The following is a 21,717-nucleotide window of genomic DNA, read 5'->3' as shown; positions in this document are numbered from 1 at the left end:
CACGCATTGTCCACGGGCGCCCGTATGGCGCCGGGTATAGCCGGGTGCAGCCAGGTAACACGAGAACGGGTCCCGACTGGCGTTTCCGCTGGTCGAGGCCCGTTTTTGATGGTCTGATTGGAGCGCCCTCGGCAGGACTCGAACCTGCGACACCTGCCTCCGGAGGGCAGTGCTCTATCCGCTGAGCTACGAGGGCCCATCGCTGCGCGACTCGACAAGCCTAGCGTACGGCCTCAACCCGCTGGCGCACCGGGGGACTCAACGATCGGGACCGAGTTCCGGCAGGTCACGGATGCCGAACTCGCGGCGCAGGGCCGAGGCGGCCGCGAAGTACCCGGACATGCCGTGCACGCCGGGGCCGGGCGGGGTGGAGGCCGAGCACAGGTAGACCCCGCCGAGCGGGGTGGTGTGCGGGTCCCACCGCGGGGTCGGGCGGAGGAAGGTCTGCCGCAGGGTCATCGCGCCCGCGCCGATGTCGCCGCCGACGTAGTTCGGGTTGTATGCCTCAATCGCGGGCCCGGACATGCCGCGGCGGGCGAGCACGGTGTCGCCGAAGCCGGGGGCGAACCGTTCGATGCGGGACTGGATCAGCTCCTCCGGGTCGGTGCGATCGCCGTTCGGCAGGTGGCAGTACGCCCACACCGGCCACTTGCCGTCCCGGGCGCGGCCGGGGTCGGCCACCGCGGGCTGGGCGAGCAGGACGAACGGCTCCTCCGGCCTGCGCCCCCTGGTCACACCGGTTTCGGTGGCGAAGACCTCGGCCTGCGGCCCGCCGAGATGCACGGTGCCCGCCGCGCCGACCGCGGGATCGGCCCAGGGGATGGGCTCGGAGGTCAGGAAGTCCACCTTGGCCGCGGCCGGGCCGTAGCGGAACGCGGCCAGCTGGCGCCGGTAGTGCGGTGGGAGCAGCCGCCCGGCGATCCGGATGAACACGGCCGGGCTCACGTCCAGCAGGACCGCCCGCGCCCGGCTCAGCTCGGCCAGCTCGGTGACCGGCGTTCCGGGGTGCAGGGTGCCGCCGTGCCGCTCGATGTCCGCCACCATGGCGTCGGCGATGCGCTGGCTGCCGCCGCGGGGCAGCGGCCAGCCGCCGGCATGCGCCAGGTGGCCCAGCAGCAGGGAGACCGCCCCGCCGGGCAGGCTGGGCAGCCTGCCAACCGAGTGGGCCGCCACCCCGGCGAGCAGCGCCGGGGCCTGCTCGCCCGCGAAGCCGTGCCGCGCGAGCGGGCTGCCGTGCTGCAGGGTGCGCAGGCCCAGCAGCAGGGCGGCAACCGGGTCGCTGGGCAGCCTGCGCTGGTCGGAGAAGAAGAAGTCGACCAGCTGGGTGCTGCGCCGGACCAGGGGAGCCATCAGTCTTCGCCACCGGGCACCGTCCGGGCCCAGGCGTGCGCAGGTCCGTTCCAGGTCGCGGTAGGCGACCGCGGCGCCGCCATCGAGAGGGTGGGCGTAGCCGGCCTCCGGGTTCAGCAGTTCGACTCCGCGGGCGCCGAGGTCGAACCGCCGGAAGAACGGGGCGGCCACCGCCATCGGGTGCACGGCCGAGCAGAGATCGTGCACCACCTCGGGGTCGAACAGTGGCGCCGACCGTAGCCCGCCGCCCAGCTGGTCGGCGGCCTCGAACACGTGCACGGACAACCCGGCGCGCGCCATGATCACGGCCGCGGCCAGGCCATTCGGGCCCGATCCGACGACGGCCACGTCCATGCCGGTGACGCTACTCGCGTGGTTGACCGCTTCGCAGGCTGGGAAAGTCCTTTCGGGGGGTTGGGCCGCCATTCGGAGCCGCCGTAGGCTGACCGAGAGGTTAGGCTCACCTGTATTGCAGTTATGCGCATGTCGCTATATGTTCGGCACCGGGTTGATCAGTGGGCGACAGGAGGAACCTCGATGGGCCACGGCCACGGGCACGGACACCTGCCTGCGGAGGGCAGTGCTTCCGGGCGCTACGCCGGCAAGCTCGCCCTCGCGCTGGGCATCGGGGCGAGCTTCATGGTGCTCGAGCTGGTGGTCGGCTTCGCCACCGGCTCGCTCGCCCTGATCTCCGATGCCGCCCATATGTTCACCGACGTCTTCGGCGTCGGGATGGCGCTGGTGGCTATCCTGCTCGCCCGCCGCAGCGGCCCGACCTTCACCCGCACCTTCGGCATGTACCGCGCCGAGGTGCTGGCCGCGCTCGGCAACGCCGTCCTGCTGTTCGGCGTCGCCGGATACGTGCTCTACGAGGCGATCGACCGGATCGGCAACCCACCCGAGGTCCCCGGGCTTCCGGTGCTGCTGGTGGCGGCCGCGGGCCTGGTCGCCAACCTCGCCTCCTTCCTCTTGCTGCGTTCCGGTGCCAAGGAGAGCCTGAACGTCCGCGGCGCCTATCTCGAGGTGCTCGCCGACCTGATCGGCTCCTTTGGCGTGCTGCTCAGTGGTGCCATCACCCTGCTGACCGGCTGGCGCTACGCCGACCCGATCATCGGTGTCGCGATCGGGTTCTTCGTGCTCCCGCGGACCTACGTGCTGGCCCGGCGCGCCCTGCGGATCCTGTTCCAGCACGCGCCGCAGGGGGTGGACGTTGCCCGGATCAGTGCGGAGCTGGCCAAGGTCCCCGGGGTGATCGACGTGCACGACCTGCATGTCTGGACCCTGACCTCCGGGATGGAGGTGGCTTCGGCGCATCTCACGGTCGAGCGGGACGCGGAGTCATCCGAGGTCCTGGTGGCCGCCCAGGATCTGTTATCGAAAGGTTATTCGATCGAGCACGCCACGCTCCAGGTGGAACCCCGGGAATCGGCCCGGCGCTGCGAGGAACTGTCCTGGTGACACCCACCGCCCGGCCCGGTGCTCGCTCAGCGCGCCCCGGGCTCCGGGATGCCCTACTCTGCGCGCGTGAGCACTCACGACGATGAGTACAAGACCACTCAGATATCCACCGGCTCCGCTGGCGACGACGCGGAGCGGACCAGCCTGCTGTCCGGGGTCAGCGACGGCACCGACAGCACGGCGGGCACCGGCGGGCAGGCCGACGACTCCACGCGCTGGCACGGCGGTCTCGACTTCGGCTTGCTGCTGCTACGCCTGGTCGTCGGCGCCACGATGATGGCGCACGGCGCGCAGAAGCTGTTCGGCGTCTTCGACGGGCCTGGCATCGGCGGCTTCGCCGACGCCCTCGGCGGGATGGGCTACACCAGCCAGACCACGCTGCTGTCCTGGCTCACCGCCCTGGCCGAGTTCGGCGGCGGCCTCCTGCTCGTGCTCGGGCTGTTCACCTGGATCGGCGCTTCGGCCATCCTCGGCGTGATGGCGAACATCGTGTTCGTCAAGTTCGACAACGGCCTGTCCATGAGCAACGGCGGCTTCGAGTACGAGCTCGTGCTCGGCACCGCCGCGCTGGCGTTGCTGTTCACCGGTTCCGGCCGGATCGCGCTGGACAAGAACACCCCGTGGCGGCGCAAGCCGATGCCGTTCGCCATCCTCGGCATCCTGGTCGCGGCCGCGGCCTCCGTTCTCGTCATCGTCCTCGCCCGCTGAGCTTCGCCGCAGTTTGAGGCTGCGGTCAGGGGATGCGGCGGACGGCGCCGGTGTCGGCCGAGGTGGCCAGGTGGGCGTAGGCGCGCAGCGCGGCGGTGACCGGACGGGCGCGCTCGGCGGGCTGCCAGGGGCGTTCGCGCGCCTCCATCTTGGCCCGGCGCTCGGCGAGCACCTCCGGGTCCACCAGCAGCTCCAGCCTGCGCTCGCGGACGTCGATCAGGATCTGGTCGCCGTTCTCCACCAGGCCGATCGTGCCGCCGGCCGCGGCCTCCGGCGAGATATGTCCCACCGAGATCCCGGAGGAGCCGCCGGAGAACCGGCCGTCGGTGACCAGGGCACACTGTTTGCCCAGACCCGCCCCCTTGAGGAAGGCCGTGGGATGCAGCATCTCCTGCATCCCCGGCCCGCCCGAGGGGCCCTCGTAGCGCACCACCAGCACCTCGCCGGGCTGGACCTGCTTGCCGAGGATCGCCGAGACGGCCTCCTCCTGGCTTTCCAGCACCCTGGCCGGACCCTGGAACCGCCACAGCGACTCCTCGATCCCGGCCGACTTGATCACCGCACCGTGCTCGGCGAGATTCCCGCGCAGCACCGCCAGCCCGCCGTCGGCGGTGTAGGCGTGCGCGATGTCCCTGATGCACCCGCCCTCCGCGTCGAGGTCAAGATCGGACCACCGGTTCGAGGTGGAGAACGCCTCGGTGGTGCGCACCCCGCCGGGCGCGGCATGGAACAGTTCCACCGCCGCCGCGGAGGGAGCGGCCGACCGGATGTCCCAAGTGGACAGCCACTCGTCCAGACCGGCCGCGTGCACCGCGCGCACCCCGGTGTTCAGCAGCCCGCCGCGGTACAGCTCACCGAGGATCGCCGGGATGCCGCCGGCCCGGTGCACATCCTCCATGTGGTAGTCGGAGTTCGGAGCCACCTTGGAAAGGCAGGGCACCCGCCTGCCGACCGCGTCGATGTCGGCGAGGGTGAAGTCGATCTCGCCCTCCTGCGCGGCGGCGAGGATGTGCAGCACCGTGTTCGTGGAGCCGCCCATCGCCATGTCCAGCGCCATCGCGTTCTCGAAGGCTTCCTTGTTCGCGATCGAGCGGGGCAGCACGCTCTCGTCGTCCTCGGCGTAGTAGCGGCGGCACAACTCGACCACCGTGCGGCCTGCGCCGGTGAACAGCTCCCGCCGCGCCGCGTGGGTGGCCAGGGTGGACCCGTTGCCTGGCAGTGAGAGCCCGAGCGCCTCGGTGAGGCAGTTCATCGAGTTCGCGGTGAACATCCCGGAGCAGGAACCGCAGGTCGGGCAGGCGGAACGCTCCACAACGGACAACCCGGCGTCGTCGACGGCCGGGCTGGCCGATGCCGAGATCGCGGTGATCAGGTCGGTCGGCGCATGCGCCACCCCGTCGACCACCACGGCCTTACCAGCCTCCATCGGCCCGCCGGAGACGAACACCACCGGGATGTTCAGCCGCATCGCCGCGTTCAGCATGCCCGGGGTGATCTTGTCGCAGTTGGAGATGCACACCAGCGCGTCGGCCTTGTGCGCGTTCACCATGTACTCCACCGAGTCCGCGATGATCTCCCGCGAGGGCAGCGAGTACAGCATCCCGCTGTGCCCCATCGCGATCCCGTCGTCCACCGCGATGGTGTGGAACTCCCTGGCCACGCCACCGGCCTCGGCGACGGCCTCGGCCACGATCCCGCCGAGGTCCTTGAGATGCACGTGCCCCGGCACGAACTGGGTGTAGGAGTTGGCGATCGCGACGATCGGCTTGCCGAAGTCGTCATCGGTCATGCCGGTGGCCCGCCACAGGGAACGGGCGCCTGCGGCATTGCGGCCGTGGGTGGTGGTGCGGGAGCGCAGCGCGGGCAAGGCTCCTCCAGAAGGCTCGGCGATCCGGCGCGCACTGGCTCGGGTCGCGGGGCTGAGCAGAAACGGGTTCCGCGCGCCGCCAGCTGTTGCGGGCGGCTGGTGGCGTGGCTACCTGATGGGCAGCGCGCGCACGGCGGCCACGGCCGAGGCTACTCCTGTCCGGTGGACGGGGACTCGCTCGTGGTGTCCATATCCTCGGTCAGTCCGGTGGGGTCGCCCACCCGGCCCTCGCTGACCAGGGACAGCACCGGAAGATGCCGGGTGCGCACGGTCGGCAGCGCGACCTCCTCGCCGGCGGTGGTCACCGCGCTGACCTTGCCGCGCTTGCTCAGGCTCAGCCCTTTCAGCTCCGACCACGGCAGTTCCCGCTGGCCGAACACCGTCCGCACGGTGAGACCGCGCGCGTCCGCGACGGTCCGGGTGCGCAGGATCCAGACGAACAGCGCGATCGGCACCAGGTAGAGGGCCTGCAGCCCGGGTACGGCGAATGCGGCGGGCGTCACACAAACGGTGAGCACTGCCACGGCGAGCGTCGCGATCCCCGGAATGCGCAGGATCGCCTGCCTGCCGGTGGTCGCCGTTTTCTGCTGCGCTTTCTTCGCCACCTCTTGATGGTGCACCGCCGCCGCCGGGCGGCCGAACGCGGGTCCGAGCCCGCTCGCCAGCGTTCCAGTATGCGGAAGGCTACTCCCGCAGAGTTGACACTGCGGACGACGTCCGATTAACGTCTGAGCCGTGACCTCGCAGATTGGCATCGTACTTCCCAAGCGCGTCGACGCTTAGGGAAGCAGCCTCTGCGTCGACGCGCGACCCTCGTGCGACCTTCCGGTCGGCGAGGGTTTTTTGATGTCCAGGCCTCCGCCACCCGAACGAGTGAAAAACCGAAGAAGTCGCCCCACAGGCACCGACACCCACGAGGCAGAAACCGATGACAAGCGCCACCTCGCGATCGGATAAGAACGCCGGGACGGCACCGGCGAGTGGGACACCCACGCCGAGTCCAGCGCAGCCCGGCCAAGGAGCACGCCCGAAACCGGCGCCGCCCGCAGGCACCCCCGTCCGGGTGACCGGCGCGCAGTCGCTGGTGCGCTCGCTCGAGGCGGTAGGGGCCGAAGTCGTCTTCGGTATTCCGGGTGGCACCATCCTTCCCGCCTATGACCCGTTGCTCGACTCCACCAAGGTCCGGCACGTCCTGGTCCGGCACGAGCAGGGTGCGGGCCACGCGGCGACCGGCTACGCGCAGGCCACCGGCAAGGTCGGGGTGTGCATGGCCACTTCGGGTCCGGGAGCGACGAACCTGGTGACCCCGCTGGCCGACGCGAACATGGACTCGGTGCCGCTGGTCGCGATCACCGGTCAGCAGACCAGGGCGCTGATCGGCACCGACGCGTTCCAGGAAGCGGACATCTGCGGCATCACGATGCCGATCACCAAGCACAACTACCTGGTCACCAACCCGGCCGACATCCCGAGGGTGATCGCCGAGGCGTTCCACCTCGCGGCCAGCGGCAGGCCGGGACCGGTGCTGGTGGACATCCCCAAGGACGTGCTGCAGGAGACCACCTCCTTCGCCTGGCCCGCGGAGATGCACCTGCCCGGCTACCGGCCCACCCTGCGCCCGCACGGCAAGCAGGTCCGGGAGGCGGCCAGGCTGATCTCCCACTCGCGCAGGCCGGTGCTCTACGTCGGCGGCGGTGTGATCAAGGCGAAGGCCACCGCGCAGCTGCGTGAGCTCGCCGAGGCCACCGGTATCCCGGTGGTGACCACGCTGATGGCCCGCGGCGCCTTCCCCGACTCGCACTCCCAGCACCTCGGCATGCCGGGGATGCACGGCACGGTGGCCGCGGTTGCGGCGATGCAGCGTTCCGACCTGCTGATCGCGCTGGGTGCCCGGTTCGACGACCGGGTGACCGGCCAGCTTTCCTCCTTCGCGCCGGACGCCACCGTGGTGCATGCCGACATCGATCCGGCGGAGATCTCCAAGAACCGCAAGGCGGACGTGCCGATCGTCGGGGACTGCGCGGAGATCATCGCGGAGCTGATCACCGCCGTACGGCAGGAGGCCGAGCAGTCCGGGGAGCCGGACCTCGCGGCATGGTGGACCCAGCTCAACTCCTGGCGGGACACCTTCCCCGCCGGCTACGAGTGGCCCCCGGACGGCTCGCTGTCCCCGCAGTACGTGATCGAGCGGATCGGCAGGCTCGCCGGGCCGGACGCGGTGTACACGGCGGGCGTGGGGCAGCACCAGATGTGGGCGGCCCAGTTCATCGGGTACGAACGGCCGGGCACCTGGATCAACTCCGGTGGCCTCGGCACGATGGGCTTCGCGGTGCCCGCGGCGATGGGCGCCCAGTTCGGCCAGCCGGACAAGCAGGTCTGGGCCATCGACGGGGACGGCTGCTTCCAGATGACCAACCAGGAGCTGGCCACCTGTGCGATCGAGGGAGCCCCGATCAAGGTCGCGGTGATCAACAACGGCAACCTCGGCATGGTCCGGCAGTGGCAGAACCTGTTCTATGCCGAGCGCTACTCCAACACCGACCTCGGTACGCACAAGCACCGCATCCCGGACTTCACGCTGCTGGCCGAGTCGCTGGGCTGCGCGGGTCTGCGCTGTGAGACCAAGGACGAGGTGGACACCGTGATCGAGCGGGCGATGGCGATCAACGACCGGCCCGTGGTGATCGACTTCGTGGTCGGCAAGGACGCGCAGGTGTGGCCGATGGTCGCCGCGGGCACCGGCAACGACGAGATCATGGCCGCCCGCGGGATCCGCCCGCTGTTCGACGAGGATGAGATCTGATGTCTACCCACACGTTGAGCGTCCTGGTGGAGAACGTGCCAGGGGTGCTCGCCCGCGTCTCCGGGTTGTTCTCCCGGCGCGGTTTCAACATCGAGTCCCTCGCCGTTGGACCCACGGAGAACCCGGAGGTGTCCAGGATGACGATTGTGGTCGCCGTGGACGAGCTACCGCTCGAGCAGGTGACCAAACAGCTCAACAAGCTGGTCAACGTCATCAAGATCGTGGAGCTCGAGCCGAGCACCGCGGTGCAACGCGAACTGCTGCTGGTCAAGGTCAGGGCCGACGCCACCGTGCGCAGCCAGGTGCTGGAGACCGTGCAGCTGTTCCGTGCCAAGGTGGTGGACGTCTCGCCGGAGGCACTGACCATCGAAGCCACCGGCACCGGCGACAAGATCAACGCCCTGCTGCGCATGCTGGAGCCGTACGGGGTCCGGGAACTTGTGCAGTCCGGGATGGTCGCGGTCGGCCGGGGTGCCCGGTCCATCACGGCGACCGGAACGCGCTGAACCACAGACACAAACATGTGAAAGGAAGTCAGAAACCCTCATGCCAGCCGAAACCTTTTACGATGACGACGCCGACCTCGGCCTGATCCAGGCGCGCAAGGTGGCCGTCATCGGCTATGGCAGCCAGGGGCACGCACACGCGCTGAGCCTGCGCGACTCCGGCGTCGACGTCCGCATCGGACTCCCCGAGGGCTCCAAGTCCCGCGCGAAGGCCGAGGAGGAGGGCCTGCGGGTGGTCACCCCGGCGGAGGCCGCCGCCGAGGCCGACCTGATCTCGATCCAGGCGCCGGACACCGTGCAGCGGTCCGTCTACGCGAATGACATCGAGCCGAACCTGAAGCCGGGCGACGCGCTGTTCTTCAGCCACGGCTTCAACGTCCGCTACGGCTACATCACCCCGCCGGAGAGCGTGGACCTGGTGCTGGTCGCCCCCAAGGGGCCGGGACACCTGGTGCGCAGGCAGTTCGTGGACGGCAAGGGGGTGCCCAACCTGGTCGCGGTGGAGCAGGACGCCTCCGGCAACGCGCTCGCGCTCGGCCTCGCCTACTCCAAGGGCATCGGCGGCACCCGCGCGGGCACCATCAAGACCACCTTCACCGAGGAGACCGAGACCGACCTCTTCGGTGAGCAGGCGGTGCTGTGCGGCGGCACCTCGCACCTCATCCAGGCCGGGTTCGAGACCCTGGTCGAGGCCGGGTACCAGCCGGAGATCGCCTACTTCGAGGTACTGCACGAGCTGAAGCTGATCGTGGACCTGATCTACGAGGGCGGGATCGCCCGGCAGCGCTACTCCTGCAGCGACACCGCCGAGTACGGCGACCTGACCCGCGGCCCGCGGGTGGTCACCGAGCAGACCAAGGCGGAGATGAAGAAGATCCTCGGCGAGATCCAGGACGGCAGCTTCGCCAAGGAGTGGGTGGCCGAGGACGAGAACGGCAGGCCCAACTTCACCGCGCTGCGCAAGAAGGGGCAGGAGCACCCGATCGAGGAGGTCGGCGCCCGGCTGCGCGGCCTGATGTCCTGGGTGGACCGCCCGATCACCGAAACCGCGTGACCCGCGTGCCGGGGTGGTCGCCTGCGGTGATCACCCCGGCACGGGATAACGTTGCGTACATGAGTGAGCAACAGTCCGGTCCGGTCGACGACAAGGCCCATATCCGGGACGAGCTGGACCTCAGCAAGGCCGAGTGGCAGCGCGCCGAGCCGGAGGGCGAGACCCTCGAGGACGCCGTGGAGTACGCCTTCGTGCCGCATACCGACGGGGTCACCTACGTGGCCATGCGGCAGTCCTCGCAGCCCGACGGCGTCGTGCTGGTCTTCACCCCGGCCGAATGGGACGCCTTCGTCGCAGGCGTCAAGGACGGCGAGTTCGACGAACCCTGGTGAGCCGCGCGCTCAGGCCGCGAACCCACCGTCCACGGCCAGCCCGGCACCGGTGATGTACCGGCCGCCCTCCCCGGCCAGGTGGGCAACGGTGGCCGCCACGTCCACCGCCTGCCCGTACCGGCCGAGCGCCACGAACTGGCGGTTCGTGTCGCCCGCGGGCCCGTCCGCCGGGTTCAGCTCGGTGTCGATCGGCCCCGGATGCACCGTGTTGACCGTGATGCCGCGCGGACCCAGTTCGCGGCCGAGCGTCCGGCTCAGCCCGTCCAGTGCCGCCTTGCTGGTCGCGTACAGCGCCAGCCCGGGCACCGCGGCCCGCTCGGCCGCGCAGCTGCCGATGTTGATGATCCGCCCGCCGCCGGACATGTGCCGGGCCGCCACCTGGGCCGCGACGAACGGTCCGCGCACGTTCACCGCCATCAGCCGGTCGAACTCCGCCAGCGAGGTCTCGTCGAACGAGCCGTAGTGCCAGGCGCCCGCGTTGTTGACCAGCACATCCAGCCTGCCGAACTCGGCGACCGCACGCTCCACCGCGGCGACCACCGCCGTGGTGTCCCCGCTGTCCGCCTGGACGGCCAGCCCGCGCCTGCCCGCGGCCTTGATCTCGGTCACCACGTTCTCCGCCTGGTCCGCGCTGTGCTGGTAGGTCAGCACGACATCGGCGCCCGCCGTGGTCAGACGGATGGCCACCGCGGCCCCGATACCCCTGCTGCCGCCGGTGACCAGCGCCACTTTCCGTCGAGCCTGGTGTCCAACACCGCTGTCTCCTCCTGGAGGTCAGTTGTTCCGTTCACCTGTCCCATCCAAATCGCCCGGAGCAGCGGAAGCTGGCGTGAAACGGACACGACGTTCAAGTATTCAACTACTTTTCGGCCGGCCGGCGTTCGTTGCGAGTTGCCATCGAGTTAACGGCCGAGCCCCCGGTACGCGGCCATCCGGACTACACTGCGCCGCATCCGGGCACAGCGTCGTGACCGGTCAGCGCAGGTGGGTGCACCACGTCAGGCAAGGCACCGGCGGCTGACCGCGGTAACCCGATCTCCGTCGCACCTGAGGGTGCCCGCATCCTGAGCAAGGAACCAGAAATCGAGCATTGGGAGCCGCATCGTGAGCAAGCCCAGCCAGCCAGTCGTCCTACTCGCCGAGAAGCTCGCCCCATCCGTGGTGAGCGCGCTCGGCGACGAGGTCGAGGTCAGGCATGTGGACGGCACCGACCGGCCCGCGCTGCTGGACGCTGTGCAGGAGGCGGACGCTCTGCTGGTCCGCTCGGCGACCAAGGTGGACGCCGAGGTGCTCGCGGCCGCGCCCACCCTCAAGGTGGTCGCCAGGGCCGGGGTCGGGCTGGACAACGTCGAGGTACCCGCCGCCACCGAGCGCGGCGTGCTGGTGGTCAACGCCCCGACCTCGAATATCGTCTCCGCTGCCGAGCACGCCGTCGCGCTGCTGCTCGCGGTCGCCCGCCGGGTCCCGGCGGCCGACCAGAGCCTGCGTGGTGGCGAGTGGAAGCGCAGCTCGTACACCGGGGTCGAGCTGAACGGCAAGACCGTCGGCATCGTCGGGCTCGGCAAGATCGGCCAGCTGGTGGGGCAGCGCCTTGCCTCCTTCGGCACCGAGCTGATCGCCTACGACCCCTACGCCTCGGCGCAGCGGGCCGCCCAGCTCGGCATCGAGCTGGTCAGCCTGGACGAGCTGCTGCAGCGGTCCGACATGATCTCCATCCACCTGCCGAAGACCCCGGAGACCACCGGCCTGATCGACGCCGCGGCGCTGGCCAAGACCAAGCAGGGCGTGATCATCGTGAACGCGGCAAGGGGCGGCCTCGTCGACGAGGACGCGCTCGCCGACGCGGTGCGCAGCGGCCAGGTCGGCGGGGCCGGTGTGGACGTGTTCAGCACCGAGCCCACCACCTCCAGCCCGTTGTTCGAGCTGCCGAACGTCGTGGTCACCCCGCACCTCGGCGCGTCGACCACGGAGGCGCAGGACCGGGCCGGTACCGATGTGGCCCGGTCGGTGGTGCTCGCCCTGCGTGGCGACTTCGTGCCGGACGCGGTGAACGTCGCTGGCGGCCCGGTCGGCGAGGAGGTCCGGCCGTTCCTGCAGCTGACCCAGAAGCTGGGCACCGTGGTCTCCGCGCTGAGCGCCAACCCGCCCGCCTCGGTCACCGTGGTGGTGCGCGGGGAACTGTCCGGTGAGGACGTCAGCGTGCTGTCGCTTGCCGCGCTGCGCGGGGTGTTCTCCACCGTGGTCGAGGACCCGGTGACCTTCGTGAACGCGCCACGGCTTGCCGAGGAGCTCGGGGTCGGGGTGGACATCACCACCGAGACCGAGAGCCCGAACCACCGCAGCCTGGTCACGGTGCGCGCGGTGCACGCCGACGGCACCACCATCTCGGTCTCCGGGACGGTCACCGGCAAGGACGAGGTGGAGAAGCTGGTCGAGGTGAACGGAAGGCACTTCGACATCCGCGCCGAGGGCAACATGCTGCTGCTGGAGTACCCGGACCGCCCGGGGATCATGGGCCGGGTCGGCACCCTGCTCGGCGAGGCCGGGATCAACATCGAGGCCGCGCAGATCAGCCAGACCACCGACCGCTCCGACGCGGTCATGCTGCTGCGGGTGGACCGCGGGGTTGATTCCCACGTGCTGGAATCGACCGGTTCGGCCGTCGGCGCCCGCACGATCCGTGCGGTCACATTCGAGTAACGCTCATCCGGCCCGGCTACCAAAGTAGTGGCTGGCCACGACTAGGTTCGTGCCCGCGAGGCGGAACCACGGCGCGGTCGAGGGCACGGCGCCATGCCACGCGCTCACCGTCGGGGCTGGGTCGCGAGCGCGAAGGCGGGTTCTGAGGGCGCCTCGAGTGAGGGCACGAACTCATGAGTCGGATTCGCGTACCCGGGTGGGGCACGCGGTCGTCAGTGGCGGTCATCACGGCCGCGCTGGCGGCCGCGCTCACCGCGGTGCCGAGTGCTTCCGCGCAGCCGGAGCGGCCGCTGGCCGAATCCGTCCCGCCTGCCGGGATCGATGCGGCCGGGCTGCAGGACAAGCTCTCCCCGCGGCTGGCGGCGGCACAGGGCCGGACGACGGCCTTCGTCGAGCTGGCCAAGCAGCCCGCGGTGGACGCGTTCAACGCGCAGCGGGCCAGGGGCGCAGGCAAGGAACAGGCCAAGCGGGCCGCGCGGGCGGCGAGGCGGGAGACCGCGGGGGCGGTGGACGCGGTCCTCGGCCAGCTGCGCTCACTGGACGCCGCGACCGAGCTGGTCACCGAAACCGTGAACGCCGTGCCGGGCGCGGTGGTGACAGCCGACGCGGCCAAGCTCAGGGAGATCGCCCAGCGTACGGATGTCGTCTCGGTGCGGACCGTGGTCCCCAAGAAGCGCACCAACAGCGGGGCGATCCAGCTCACCAGGACGCTGAACGCCTGGCAGCAGACCGGCCGCTTCGGCGAGGGCATCCGGATCGGGATCATCGACGACGGCGTCGACTACACGCACGCCGCCTTCGGCGGGCCCGGCACCAAGGCGGCCTACCAGGCGATCGACCGGACCAAGGTCGAGGCATCCTACTTCCCGACCGCCAAGGTGGTCGGCGGCACCGACCTGGTCGGTGACGACTACGACTCCGCGGGTGACGAGGGCTCGCCGACCCCGCGACCGGATCCCAACCCGATCTCCTGCGGCAGCCACGGCACGCATGTGGCAGGCACCGCGGGCGGTTTCGGGGTGAACGCCGACGGCAGCACCTTCACCGGTGACTACGCCGAGCTGACCGCCGAGGACGTCGAGCGGATGCGAATCGGGCCGGGCACGGCGCCGAAGGCGCTGCTGTACGCCATCAAGGTGTTCGGCTGCCACGGTTCCACCAGCGTCACCTCGCAGGCGCTGGACTGGGCACTGGATCCGGACGGGGACGGGGACTTCACCGACCACCTCGACCTGGTGAACCTGTCCCTCGGCAGCGACTACGGCGCCCCGGACGACCCGGACTCGCTGTTCGTGCGCAAGCTGGCTGCCAACGGGGTGCTGCCGGTGTTCTCCGGCGGCAACGGCGGGGACCTCTACGACATCGGCGGTTCGCCCGGCAACACCCCGGAGGCGCTGACCGTGGCCAGCAGCCGCGACGCCTCGGTGCTGCGGGACGCCGCCGAGGTCACCGCGCCGGCCGGGCAGGCTGGACCGCAGCCGGGGCAGTTCAGCCAGAACTACACCGGCTACGACGAGCTGGACCGCACCCGGCCGGTGGTGGCGATCCCTGCGGGCAACACGGACGGATGCCGACCGTTCTCCGCCGAGGACAAGGCCGCCGTCGCGGGCAGGTTCGTCTGGCTGGAATGGGACGACAACGACGCCACCCGGGCCTGTGGCTCCACGGCCCGCACCAACAACGCCGAGGCCGCCGGTGCCGAGGGTGTGCTGCTGTCCTCCACCCTGGAGCACTTCTCCGCTGGTATCGCGGGTAACGAGAACATCCCCGTTTTCCAGCTCACCGGCACCGCCACCGGCGCCCTGCGCCCCGCACTGGAGGCAGGCACCCTGGAGGTCCGGCTCAGCGGGCAGGGCAGGGCCGCGCTGCAGACCCATGACGAGTCCATCGTGGACACCCCGAGCGGGTTCACCTCGCGGGGCGTGCGCGGGCCGAGCGTCAAACCGGATGTGGCCGCGCCGGGAGACACCATCACCTCGGCGTTGTCCGGCAGCGGCAGCGGCCGCACCGTGCTGTCCGGGACCTCGATGGCCGCCCCGCACACCGCCGGGATCGCGGCGCTGATCCGCCAGGCGCACCCGGACTGGTCGGTCGAGGAGGTGAAGGCCGCGGTGATCAACACCGCCGGTCACGATCTGCACGACGCGCGGGGCAACACCTACGCCCCGCAGCGGGTCGGCGCCGGCAGGGTGGACACGATGGCGGCGCTGGAGAACCAGGTGCTGGCCTACGTGCAGGACGACCCGGGGGCGGTGAGCGCGACCTTCGGCACCGTGCAGGCCGCGGGGCCGGTCGCGCTGACCAAGACGATCAAGGTGGTGAACAAGGGTGTCCGCCCGGCCACCTTCGGGGTGTCCTACCAGGGCGTCACCAAACTTCCCGGGGTGCGTTACGAGCTGTCCACCGACACGGTCCGGCTCAGCCCGCGCGGGATCGCCAGGGTCCGGGTGACCCTGCGGATCGAGGACCCAGGCGCGCTGCGCAAGGTGATCGATCCGACGATGGCCACCGAGCAGAGCGGGCTGGCGCGGCAGTTCCTCGCCGACGCCTCCGGCCGGGTGACCTTCACCCCGCGGGAGGGCGCCACGGTCGGCCTGCGGGTCCCGGTGTACGCCGCGCCCAAGCCGGTCTCGGCGATCACCACCCCGCGCGCGCTCCGGTTCCACGGGCGGCAGTCGCAGGCCGTGCTCAACCTCGGCGGCCGCGGCGTGGTCCAGGGGTCGGGCAGCCAGGCGTACCGGTCGCTGATCAGTGTGTTCCAGCTGCAGGCGAGGTCGGGGCGGCTGCCGGAGTGCCGGGGCAACTCCGGGCGCAACTGCACGATCAACGACACCGCCAAGGGCGGCGACCTGCGCTACGTTGGCGCCACCTCCACCGCCCCGCTGGCAAGGCAGCAGGGCAGCCCGGCGGACTCGATGCTCGCCTTCGGCCTCGCCACCTGGAGCGACTGGGCCAACCTCGGCAGCAACACCATCCCGTTCGTGGACATCGACACCACCGGAGACGGCGAACCGGATTTCGAGTCCTATGTGACCAAGGCTCCGGCCACCGACGTGCTGCTGGTGAACACCGTGGACCTGCGTAAGCCGGGCTTCCCCTCGGTGGACGTGCAGCCGGTGAACGGGCAGCTCGGCGATCTGGACACGAACGTGTTCGACACGAACGTCGTGGTGCTGCCGGTGCGGATCGCCGCGCTCGGCATCGACCCCGCCGCGGAGTCGCACCGGATCAGCTACACCGCGGGCACCGTCGGGTACTACAGCGCGCCGGGGCACGACCTGATCGACAGCATCGGGGAGCCGGTGTCCATCGACGCGCTCGCGCCCGCCTACACGGTGCAGGGTGGCGGCGACCCGGCGCTGTCCTACCTGGCCCGTCCCGGTACCGCGCTGGTGGTGAACCGCAACCCGGCCGCCGCGCGGCAGGACACCGTGCTCGGGCTGCTCACCCTGAACCACCACAACGCCTCCGGCCAGCGGGCGGGCGTGGTGCGGGTACGGGCGACCGGCCCGAGCGGGAGATAATGAAGAGATGAGCGGGGAGGCCCGGGGTGTGCATCCACCCCGGGCCTCCCTCGTTCGGCGGACCGATATCGGCACCCAATGACACGGATGGGTGTCTCGGACTGCGGGAAGCTCCGACGTACGGGTGGTGCTTCTTCGGTCGGGTGGCGACGGCCGGTAACCTGCCGTGGCTGGAGTTACGTGGTAAATGGGGCAGCCGGGACACCGGCCCCCGGTCAACGGAGGTGTGTGGATGCGGCTCGCGGTGATCCCAGGTGACGGGATCGGGCCCGAAGTGGTCACCGAGGCGCTCAAGGTGCTCGGTGAGGTCGCGCCGAGCGCGGAGATCACCAACTACGACCTCGGTGCCGCGCGCTGGCACTCAACCGGCGAGCTGCTGCCCGAGTCGGTACTGGGCGAACTTCGGCAGCATGACGCCATCCTGCTCGGCGCGGTGGGTGATCCGACCGTGCCGAGCGGCATCCTGGAGCGCGGGCTGCTGCTGCGCCTGCGGTTCGAACTGGATCACCATGTGAACCTGCGGCCCGCCCGGCTGTACCCCGGCGTGCGCGGCCCGCTGGCCGACCCCGGCGAGGTCGACATGGTCGTCGTCCGGGAGGGCACCGAGGGGCCGTACGCGGGCAACGGTGGCCTGCTGCGCAAGGACACCGAGCACGAGATCGCGACCGAGGTCAGCGTGAACACGGCCTTCGGCGTCCGGCGGGTGGTGACCGACGCCTTCAACCGGGCCGAGGAACGCCCGCGCAAGCATCTGACCCTGCTGCACAAGACCAACGTGCTGGAGTACGCGGGATCGTTGTGGTCCCGGATCGTGGAGGAGGTGTCGCTGGAACATCCGGACGTGACGGTGAACTACTCGCACGTGGACGCCGCCACGATCCACCTGGTGACCGACCCGTCCCGGTTCGACGTGATCGTCACCGACAACCTGTTCGGCGACATCGTCACCGACCTGGCGGCCGCGGTGACCGGCGGCATCGGACTCGCCGCGAGCGGGAACCTCGACATCTCCCGGCGCAACCCGAGCATGTTCGAACCGGTGCACGGCAGCGCGCCGGACATCGCAGGGCAGGGGCTCGCCGACCCCACCGCCGCGGTGCTGTCGGTGTCCCTGCTGCTGGACCACCTCGGCCAGAAGGAGGCCGCGCGCCGGATCGAGGCCTCGGTCGCCTTCGACCTCGCCACCAGGGACCAGTCCTCGCCGGGGGCCACGCACTCGATCGGCGACCGCCTCGCCGCCCTCGTCTCCTCGAACACCACCCGCCCCGTCCCCTGATCCGCCTATTGCTGTGAGTGTCCCTCCCACCCGTCTCCCACCACCACCCAAACGGAGACGCTGTCGCGCCGCTGTGTTCACTGCATTTTTCGCAGGGAAAGGGACACTCACAGCGGGCCAAGTGCCGGGTCAGTCCACGCAGGGGATGCCGTGGGGGTCCGGCGGCGGTGTGGTGGGTGGCTCCGGTGGCGGTGTGCTCGTCGGGGGCGTGGGCCCGCCCTCCGGTGTGCCGATCAGCTCCGTGACGATCCGCCGGACCGTGGCCCGGTCCGCGATCGGCAGGGTGTGGTAAAGGACGTTGCCTCCGGTCAGGCTCGGGGCCTGGCGAGCGAAGTCCAGCAGGTCCCAGTCCTCGTCCAGGACGATGTTCTCCTTCGCGGTCCGCACCAGCGCCCGGACGGTGGCGATACTGGCGAGCTGCCCCTCGTCGCGCAGCTTGTGCATGATCGCCGCGATATAGGCCTGCTGCCGCCGGGTGCGGCTGATGTCGCCACCGGCGAGGCCGTGCCGTTGCCGTACGAAGGCCAGCGCCTGGGCCGCGTCCAGCCGCTGGCGGCCCGCTGCGAAGTCCGCACCGGAGAATCTGTCCTTTGTGGCCTCGTTCAGGCATACCTCGACCCCGCCGAGGTTCCTGGTCAGCCGGTAGAAACTGATCATGCTCAGCTCGCCGAAGTGGTCGATCGGTACGTCAAGGAACTCTCGCACCGTGGCGATCTGCGCGGCCCGGCCGGCCTCCCTGCCGCGATGCTCCAGCTCCGCAGGCTCCACCACGCCCTCGGCGAGCAGACGCTGTTCCGCGCTCGCCTTCGCCCGGCCGTACGCCTCCTTGATCTTGCCCCGGGGTTCCTCCCCCGGCACCCCGACCAGGTCCACCACGGTGTCCCGGGGAATCGACAGCGCGGTCGCGCGCGAGCCGTCGCCGGGGACGTGCACCAGCATCAGGGTGTTCGCGTTGTACCCGCCGCGGTCGCTTTCCCCGGCGTGCAACCTGCCCAGCTCCCGGTCCGGGAGTTCGCTCCCGTCCAGATCCAGCCGGGTGGTCAGGCCCAGCAACAGGATGTTCACCGCGCCGCCGGAGGAGCGCGGCGCGTCCGGGCCGATCGCCCGTGAGCGCCGCAGCCCCTCGTCCAGATCCTCGTAGGTGGCCCAGGAGATCCCGGCGACCGCGAGCAGCACCGCGGACAGCACGATCCAGACCGACCGGGCCAGCACCCTGGTGACGACCATCCACCACTGACGGCGCACTGCGTTCCCCCACGTTCCCTCGGCACCCTCACCCGATCGTGTAGGATTTTGCCCGCCGCGAAACCGGGGGAGGGGCTTGGGGGTAGTGACAGCCGCGCCGATATCCGACAGCTCCGCTGTTCATCCACGCACGCCACTGCAGATCCCGACCCTCGCCGCGCTCGCGTTGCTGGCGCTGTTCGCGGGAATCGGCCTGTGGCCGGATGCCGAACGCCCGGGATGGGTGTTCGGGGTATGGCTGACCGGCGGCGCCCTCGCCGCCGCCGCACTGGTACGCCCGGTGGGGTTGTGGACGATCATCCCGGCGCCCGCGCCGGTAACGCTGCTGCTGGTGCTGCTGACCACGCTCTGGCGGGGGACCCGGGAATCGTGGACGGGAAAGGGATTCCTGGCCGAAGCGGGGACCTCCTTCGCGTTGACCTTCCCCTCGCTCGCCATCGCCTGCACGGCCGGCATCGGCGTGGCCGGGGTGCGGACCCTCCGCCGAAGCCGGGGCGGAGCGCAGAACCGGTGAGGCCGCGCCGTTTCCGTTCCCGCCGGTCCGGCCCGGCCGCGGCCGGGCCGGTGTTCGTGGATCCGCGGGGCAGGCGACGAATCCTGGTGCGGGCGGTCAGTGCCGGGCTCGCACTGGGCCTGCTCGGGCTGACCGCGGTACTCGCCATCTCGGTACTGGGGCCCGCGCCCGGCCTGCCTGCTCGATGACCGCCGTCTCCGGAAGGCACCGGGTGCCCTGGACGCACTGGGTGACCCTGGCCCTGCTGCTGGCTCTGATGCTGGGTGTGCTCACCGTGCACGCCTACGCGGGCACCACCAACGCCGAGCCCGATGGCACCATCACCCCGAGCCCGGCCGGCCAGGTGCTGCGGATGGAAGGTGACCGGCTCAGCGGGCACAGCCTGCCGGCACGCACGGTCGCGCTGACCTTCCACGGCGGACCGGATCCCAAGTGGACACCCAAGGTGCTGGACGCGCTGGCCGCGCGGGGGACGCATGCCACGTTCTTCCTGACCGGCGCGCGGATCAACGAGCACCCCGGCCTGGTGCGGCGGATGGTCGCCGAGGGCCACGAGGTCGCGGTCACCGGATTCCGCTCCGGCGATCCCACCACCCTGCCGGGCTGGCGGCTGCGGCTGGAGCTGTCCCTCGCCCAGGGCGCGCTGGCCGATGCCACCGGATCGCACACCCGGCTGTTCGGGCTGCCGCCGGAGCCGGCGGGGCGGGCGGTGCAGCGGCTCGGTCGCGCGGGGTACCTGCTGGTGAACGCCGATGTCGACGGCCAGGAGCCGCACTGGGAGGGGGTCGGCGACACCGTCGGGGAGATCGCGTCGGCGGCCGAGCACGGCGCGGTCGTGCGGATGCGGGACGCGGGGAGCCTGACCGTGGACGCGGTATGGGCCACGCTCGACGTGCTCGGCAGGGGCGGGTACCGGTTCACCACCCTGTCCGACGGCCTCGACCTTGCGGATCCGGTGGTGTCAGCGGACGGGCTGGACCGCTTCACCGGTCAGCTGCTGGCCTGGGCCCAGCGCAACGGCGGCGCCCTCGGCGTGCTGCTGGACGTCAGCATCGCCGTGGCCGCGATGCTGGCCATGGTGCGGATACTGCTGCAGCTCGGCCTCGCGCACACCGCGCGGCGGCTGGCAAGGGAACGTGCGCTACGGCCGGAGCCGCCCCCGTTCGTCCCGCCGGTCTCGGTGGTGGTGCCCGCGCACAACGAGGCGGCCACCATCGTGGCCACCGTCCGCTCGCTGGTGGCTACCCGCTACCCGGCGGAGGTGGAGATCATCGTGGTCGATGACGGCTCCACCGACGGCACCGCGGAACTGGTGCACGGGCTGGCGCTGCCCGCGGTCCGGGTGCTGCGGAGGGCCAACGCGGGCAAACCCGCCGCGCTCAACACCGGTGTCGCGGCTGCACGGCACGAGATTCTGCTCATGGTGGACGCGGACACCGAGTTCGAGCCGGAGACCATTGGGCACCTCGTGCGGCCGCTGGCCGATCAGCGGGTGGGATCGGTGTCCGGGAACACCAAGGTCGGCAACCGGGACGGCCTGCTGGGGCGGTGGCAGCACCTGGAGTACTGCGCGGGCTCCAACCTCGACCGGCAGATCCTGGACGCGCTGGAGTGCATCTCCACCGTGCCCGGCGCGATCGGCGCCTTCCGCAGGCAGGCACTGGCCGAGGTGGGCGGGGTGAGCGCGGACACCCTCGCCGAGGACACCGACCTCACCATCGCGTTGTCCAGGGCAGGCTGGCGGGTGAGCTACGCGCAGCGGGCCAGGGCCTGGACCGAGGTGCCGGGCACCCTTTCCGGCCTGTACCGGCAGCGGTACCGCTGGTCCTACGGCACGTTCCAGTCGATGTGGAAGCACCGCGGCGCGCTGGTCGAGCGCGGGCGGGCGGGCCGGATGGGCCGGTGCGGACTGCTGTACCTGTTCCTCTACCAGCTGGTGCTGCCCTTGCTGGCCCCGGTGATGGATGTGTACGTGCTGTACGGCCTGTTCATCGCGGACGCCCCCGGCGCGCTGGTGCTGTGGACCGCGTTCCTCGCCGTGCAGACCGCGGGCGCCGGCTACGCGATGCGGCTGGACGGGGAGTCGCTGCGCCCGCTGTGGGCCTACCCGCTACAGCAGGTGGCGTACCGGCAGCTGGTGTACCTGGTGGTGATCCAGTCCCTGGTCACCGCGCTGCACGGCACCCGGCTGCGGTGGAACTCCGGCAGGTCGCAGCGAGCCGGGAGCGAGACGGTCACCTCCTGACCGTACGAACCCGGCGTGTCAGTATCCGGGAGCGGACGACCACGATTTGGAACCTTGGCGGGGCTGTGGCATGATGCGGCTATGGCTTTCTCTGCGGTGATCATTATCCGCAAGCGCGCCGGGTAAGTGCTCGAC

General features: G+C 70.8%; 17 protein-coding genes and 1 tRNA gene. 12 read left to right on the top strand and 6 right to left on the bottom strand.

What is annotated here, in order from left to right; genetic code table 11:
• Positions 1-123 precede the first annotated feature (123 nt).
• Positions 124-196 (bottom strand) — tRNA-Arg (locus tag KOI47_RS26975).
• A 62-nt stretch (positions 197-258) separates the two neighbouring features.
• Positions 259-1,704 (bottom strand): phytoene desaturase family protein, encoded by a 1,446-nt coding sequence (locus KOI47_RS26970; RefSeq protein ID WP_216209130.1) that lies wholly within the window; start codon positions 1,702-1,704, stop codon positions 259-261.
• Between the two features lie 183 nt (positions 1,705-1,887).
• Here KOI47_RS26970 and KOI47_RS26965 point away from each other — a divergent pair, with 183 nt between their 5' ends.
• A complete protein-coding gene (locus KOI47_RS26965; protein ID WP_216209127.1) occupies positions 1,888-2,808 on the top strand; it encodes a cation diffusion facilitator family transporter in 921 nt (306 codons plus the stop codon).
• A 66-nt stretch (positions 2,809-2,874) separates the two neighbouring features.
• A complete protein-coding gene (locus KOI47_RS26960; protein ID WP_232376275.1) occupies positions 2,875-3,516 on the top strand; it encodes a DoxX family protein in 642 nt (213 codons plus the stop codon).
• A 25-nt stretch (positions 3,517-3,541) separates the two neighbouring features.
• On the opposite strand, the gene ilvD is transcribed toward KOI47_RS26960, so the two are convergent.
• Both ilvD and KOI47_RS26950 read right to left on the bottom strand, forming a co-directional pair.
• Entirely contained in the window at positions 3,542-5,383 is a 1,842-nt protein-coding gene (gene ilvD / locus KOI47_RS26955; protein WP_216209123.1) for a dihydroxy-acid dehydratase, read from the bottom strand.
• A gap of 149 nt (positions 5,384-5,532) precedes the next feature.
• Positions 5,533-5,988, bottom strand: coding sequence for a PH domain-containing protein (locus KOI47_RS26950; RefSeq protein WP_232376274.1), 456 nt, complete (start codon positions 5,986-5,988; stop codon positions 5,533-5,535).
• Between the two features lie 323 nt (positions 5,989-6,311).
• Between KOI47_RS26950 and KOI47_RS26945 the strand changes: the two genes are divergently transcribed.
• Genes KOI47_RS26945 through KOI47_RS26930 form a run of 4 tightly spaced genes read left to right on the top strand, consistent with a single transcriptional unit; the run spans position 6,312 to position 10,078 of the window.
• Entirely contained in the window at positions 6,312-8,186 is a 1,875-nt protein-coding gene (locus tag KOI47_RS26945; RefSeq protein WP_216209117.1) for an acetolactate synthase large subunit, read from the top strand.
• A complete protein-coding gene (ilvN, locus tag KOI47_RS26940; RefSeq protein ID WP_216209112.1) occupies positions 8,186-8,692 on the top strand; it encodes an acetolactate synthase small subunit in 507 nt (168 codons plus the stop codon). Before KOI47_RS26945 ends, ilvN begins: the two co-directional genes overlap by 1 nt.
• A gap of 40 nt (positions 8,693-8,732) precedes the next feature.
• Positions 8,733-9,746, top strand: a complete 1,014-nt coding sequence (gene ilvC / locus KOI47_RS26935) for a ketol-acid reductoisomerase (RefSeq protein ID WP_216209110.1) — start codon at positions 8,733-8,735, stop codon at positions 9,744-9,746.
• Positions 9,747-9,805: 59 nt separating this feature from the next.
• Positions 9,806-10,078 (top strand): DUF397 domain-containing protein, encoded by a 273-nt coding sequence (locus KOI47_RS26930; protein WP_216209107.1) that lies wholly within the window; start codon positions 9,806-9,808, stop codon positions 10,076-10,078.
• A 9-nt stretch (positions 10,079-10,087) separates the two neighbouring features.
• On the opposite strand, the gene KOI47_RS26925 is transcribed toward KOI47_RS26930, so the two are convergent.
• Positions 10,088-10,807, bottom strand: a complete 720-nt coding sequence (locus tag KOI47_RS26925) for an SDR family NAD(P)-dependent oxidoreductase (protein WP_216209104.1) — start codon at positions 10,805-10,807, stop codon at positions 10,088-10,090.
• 375 nt (positions 10,808-11,182) lie between these two features.
• On the opposite strand from KOI47_RS26925, the gene serA reads away from it, so the two are divergent.
• From serA to KOI47_RS26910, 3 genes are all read left to right on the top strand, one after another.
• Positions 11,183-12,778 (top strand): phosphoglycerate dehydrogenase, encoded by a 1,596-nt coding sequence (serA, locus tag KOI47_RS26920; RefSeq protein WP_216209101.1) that lies wholly within the window; start codon positions 11,183-11,185, stop codon positions 12,776-12,778.
• A 173-nt stretch (positions 12,779-12,951) separates the two neighbouring features.
• Positions 12,952-16,302, top strand: a complete 3,351-nt coding sequence (locus tag KOI47_RS26915) for a S8 family serine peptidase (protein ID WP_216209096.1) — start codon at positions 12,952-12,954, stop codon at positions 16,300-16,302.
• A 232-nt stretch (positions 16,303-16,534) separates the two neighbouring features.
• Entirely contained in the window at positions 16,535-17,578 is a 1,044-nt protein-coding gene (locus tag KOI47_RS26910) for a 3-isopropylmalate dehydrogenase (RefSeq protein ID WP_216209093.1), read from the top strand.
• 129 nt (positions 17,579-17,707) lie between these two features.
• Here the strand turns inward: KOI47_RS26910 and KOI47_RS26905 are convergent, their stop codons facing one another.
• On the bottom strand, positions 17,708-18,823 hold the full coding sequence (locus KOI47_RS26905) for an LCP family protein (protein WP_232376273.1): 1,116 nt from the start codon (positions 18,821-18,823) through the stop codon (positions 17,708-17,710).
• An 85-nt stretch (positions 18,824-18,908) separates the two neighbouring features.
• On the opposite strand from KOI47_RS26905, the gene KOI47_RS26900 reads away from it, so the two are divergent.
• The 3 genes from KOI47_RS26900 to KOI47_RS26890 are packed head-to-tail and all read left to right on the top strand — an operon-like array spanning position 18,909 to position 21,582.
• Entirely contained in the window at positions 18,909-19,337 is a 429-nt protein-coding gene (locus tag KOI47_RS26900; protein WP_332461478.1) for a DUF6542 domain-containing protein, read from the top strand.
• The gene (locus KOI47_RS26895; protein WP_216209087.1) at positions 19,334-19,525 is read left to right on the top strand and encodes a hypothetical protein; all 192 of its coding nucleotides are present in this window, start codon (positions 19,334-19,336) and stop codon (positions 19,523-19,525) included. Before KOI47_RS26900 ends, KOI47_RS26895 begins: the two co-directional genes overlap by 4 nt.
• Positions 19,522-21,582, top strand: coding sequence for a glycosyltransferase (locus KOI47_RS26890; protein WP_216209084.1), 2,061 nt, complete (start codon positions 19,522-19,524; stop codon positions 21,580-21,582). Before KOI47_RS26895 ends, KOI47_RS26890 begins: the two co-directional genes overlap by 4 nt.
• The last annotated feature ends 135 nt before the right edge of the window (positions 21,583-21,717 follow it).

This window comes from Amycolatopsis aidingensis (assembly GCF_018885265.1).
Lineage (GTDB): Bacteria > Actinomycetota > Actinomycetes > Mycobacteriales > Pseudonocardiaceae > Amycolatopsis > Amycolatopsis aidingensis.
This window is presented reverse-complemented; position numbering and strand designations above follow the sequence as displayed.

Excerpts from the sequence above, each read along its gene's own strand:
- KOI47_RS26890 (WP_216209084.1), top strand. The coding sequence starts at position 19,522 with ATGACCGCCGTCTCCGGAAGGCACCGGGTGCCCTGGACGCACTGGGTG.
- KOI47_RS26945 (WP_216209117.1), top strand. The coding sequence starts at position 6,312 with ATGACAAGCGCCACCTCGCGATCGGATAAGAACGCCGGGACGGCACCG.
- KOI47_RS26930 (WP_216209107.1), top strand. The coding sequence starts at position 9,806 with ATGAGTGAGCAACAGTCCGGTCCGGTCGACGACAAGGCCCATATCCGG.
- ilvC (WP_216209110.1), top strand. The coding sequence starts at position 8,733 with ATGCCAGCCGAAACCTTTTACGATGACGACGCCGACCTCGGCCTGATC.
- KOI47_RS26970 (WP_216209130.1), bottom strand. The coding sequence starts at position 1,704 with ATGGACGTGGCCGTCGTCGGATCGGGCCCGAATGGCCTGGCCGCGGCC.
- ilvN (WP_216209112.1), top strand. The coding sequence starts at position 8,186 with ATGTCTACCCACACGTTGAGCGTCCTGGTGGAGAACGTGCCAGGGGTG.
- KOI47_RS26915 (WP_216209096.1), top strand. The coding sequence starts at position 12,952 with ATGAGTCGGATTCGCGTACCCGGGTGGGGCACGCGGTCGTCAGTGGCG.
- KOI47_RS26910 (WP_216209093.1), top strand. The coding sequence starts at position 16,535 with ATGCGGCTCGCGGTGATCCCAGGTGACGGGATCGGGCCCGAAGTGGTC.
- KOI47_RS26965 (WP_216209127.1), top strand. The coding sequence starts at position 1,888 with ATGGGCCACGGCCACGGGCACGGACACCTGCCTGCGGAGGGCAGTGCT.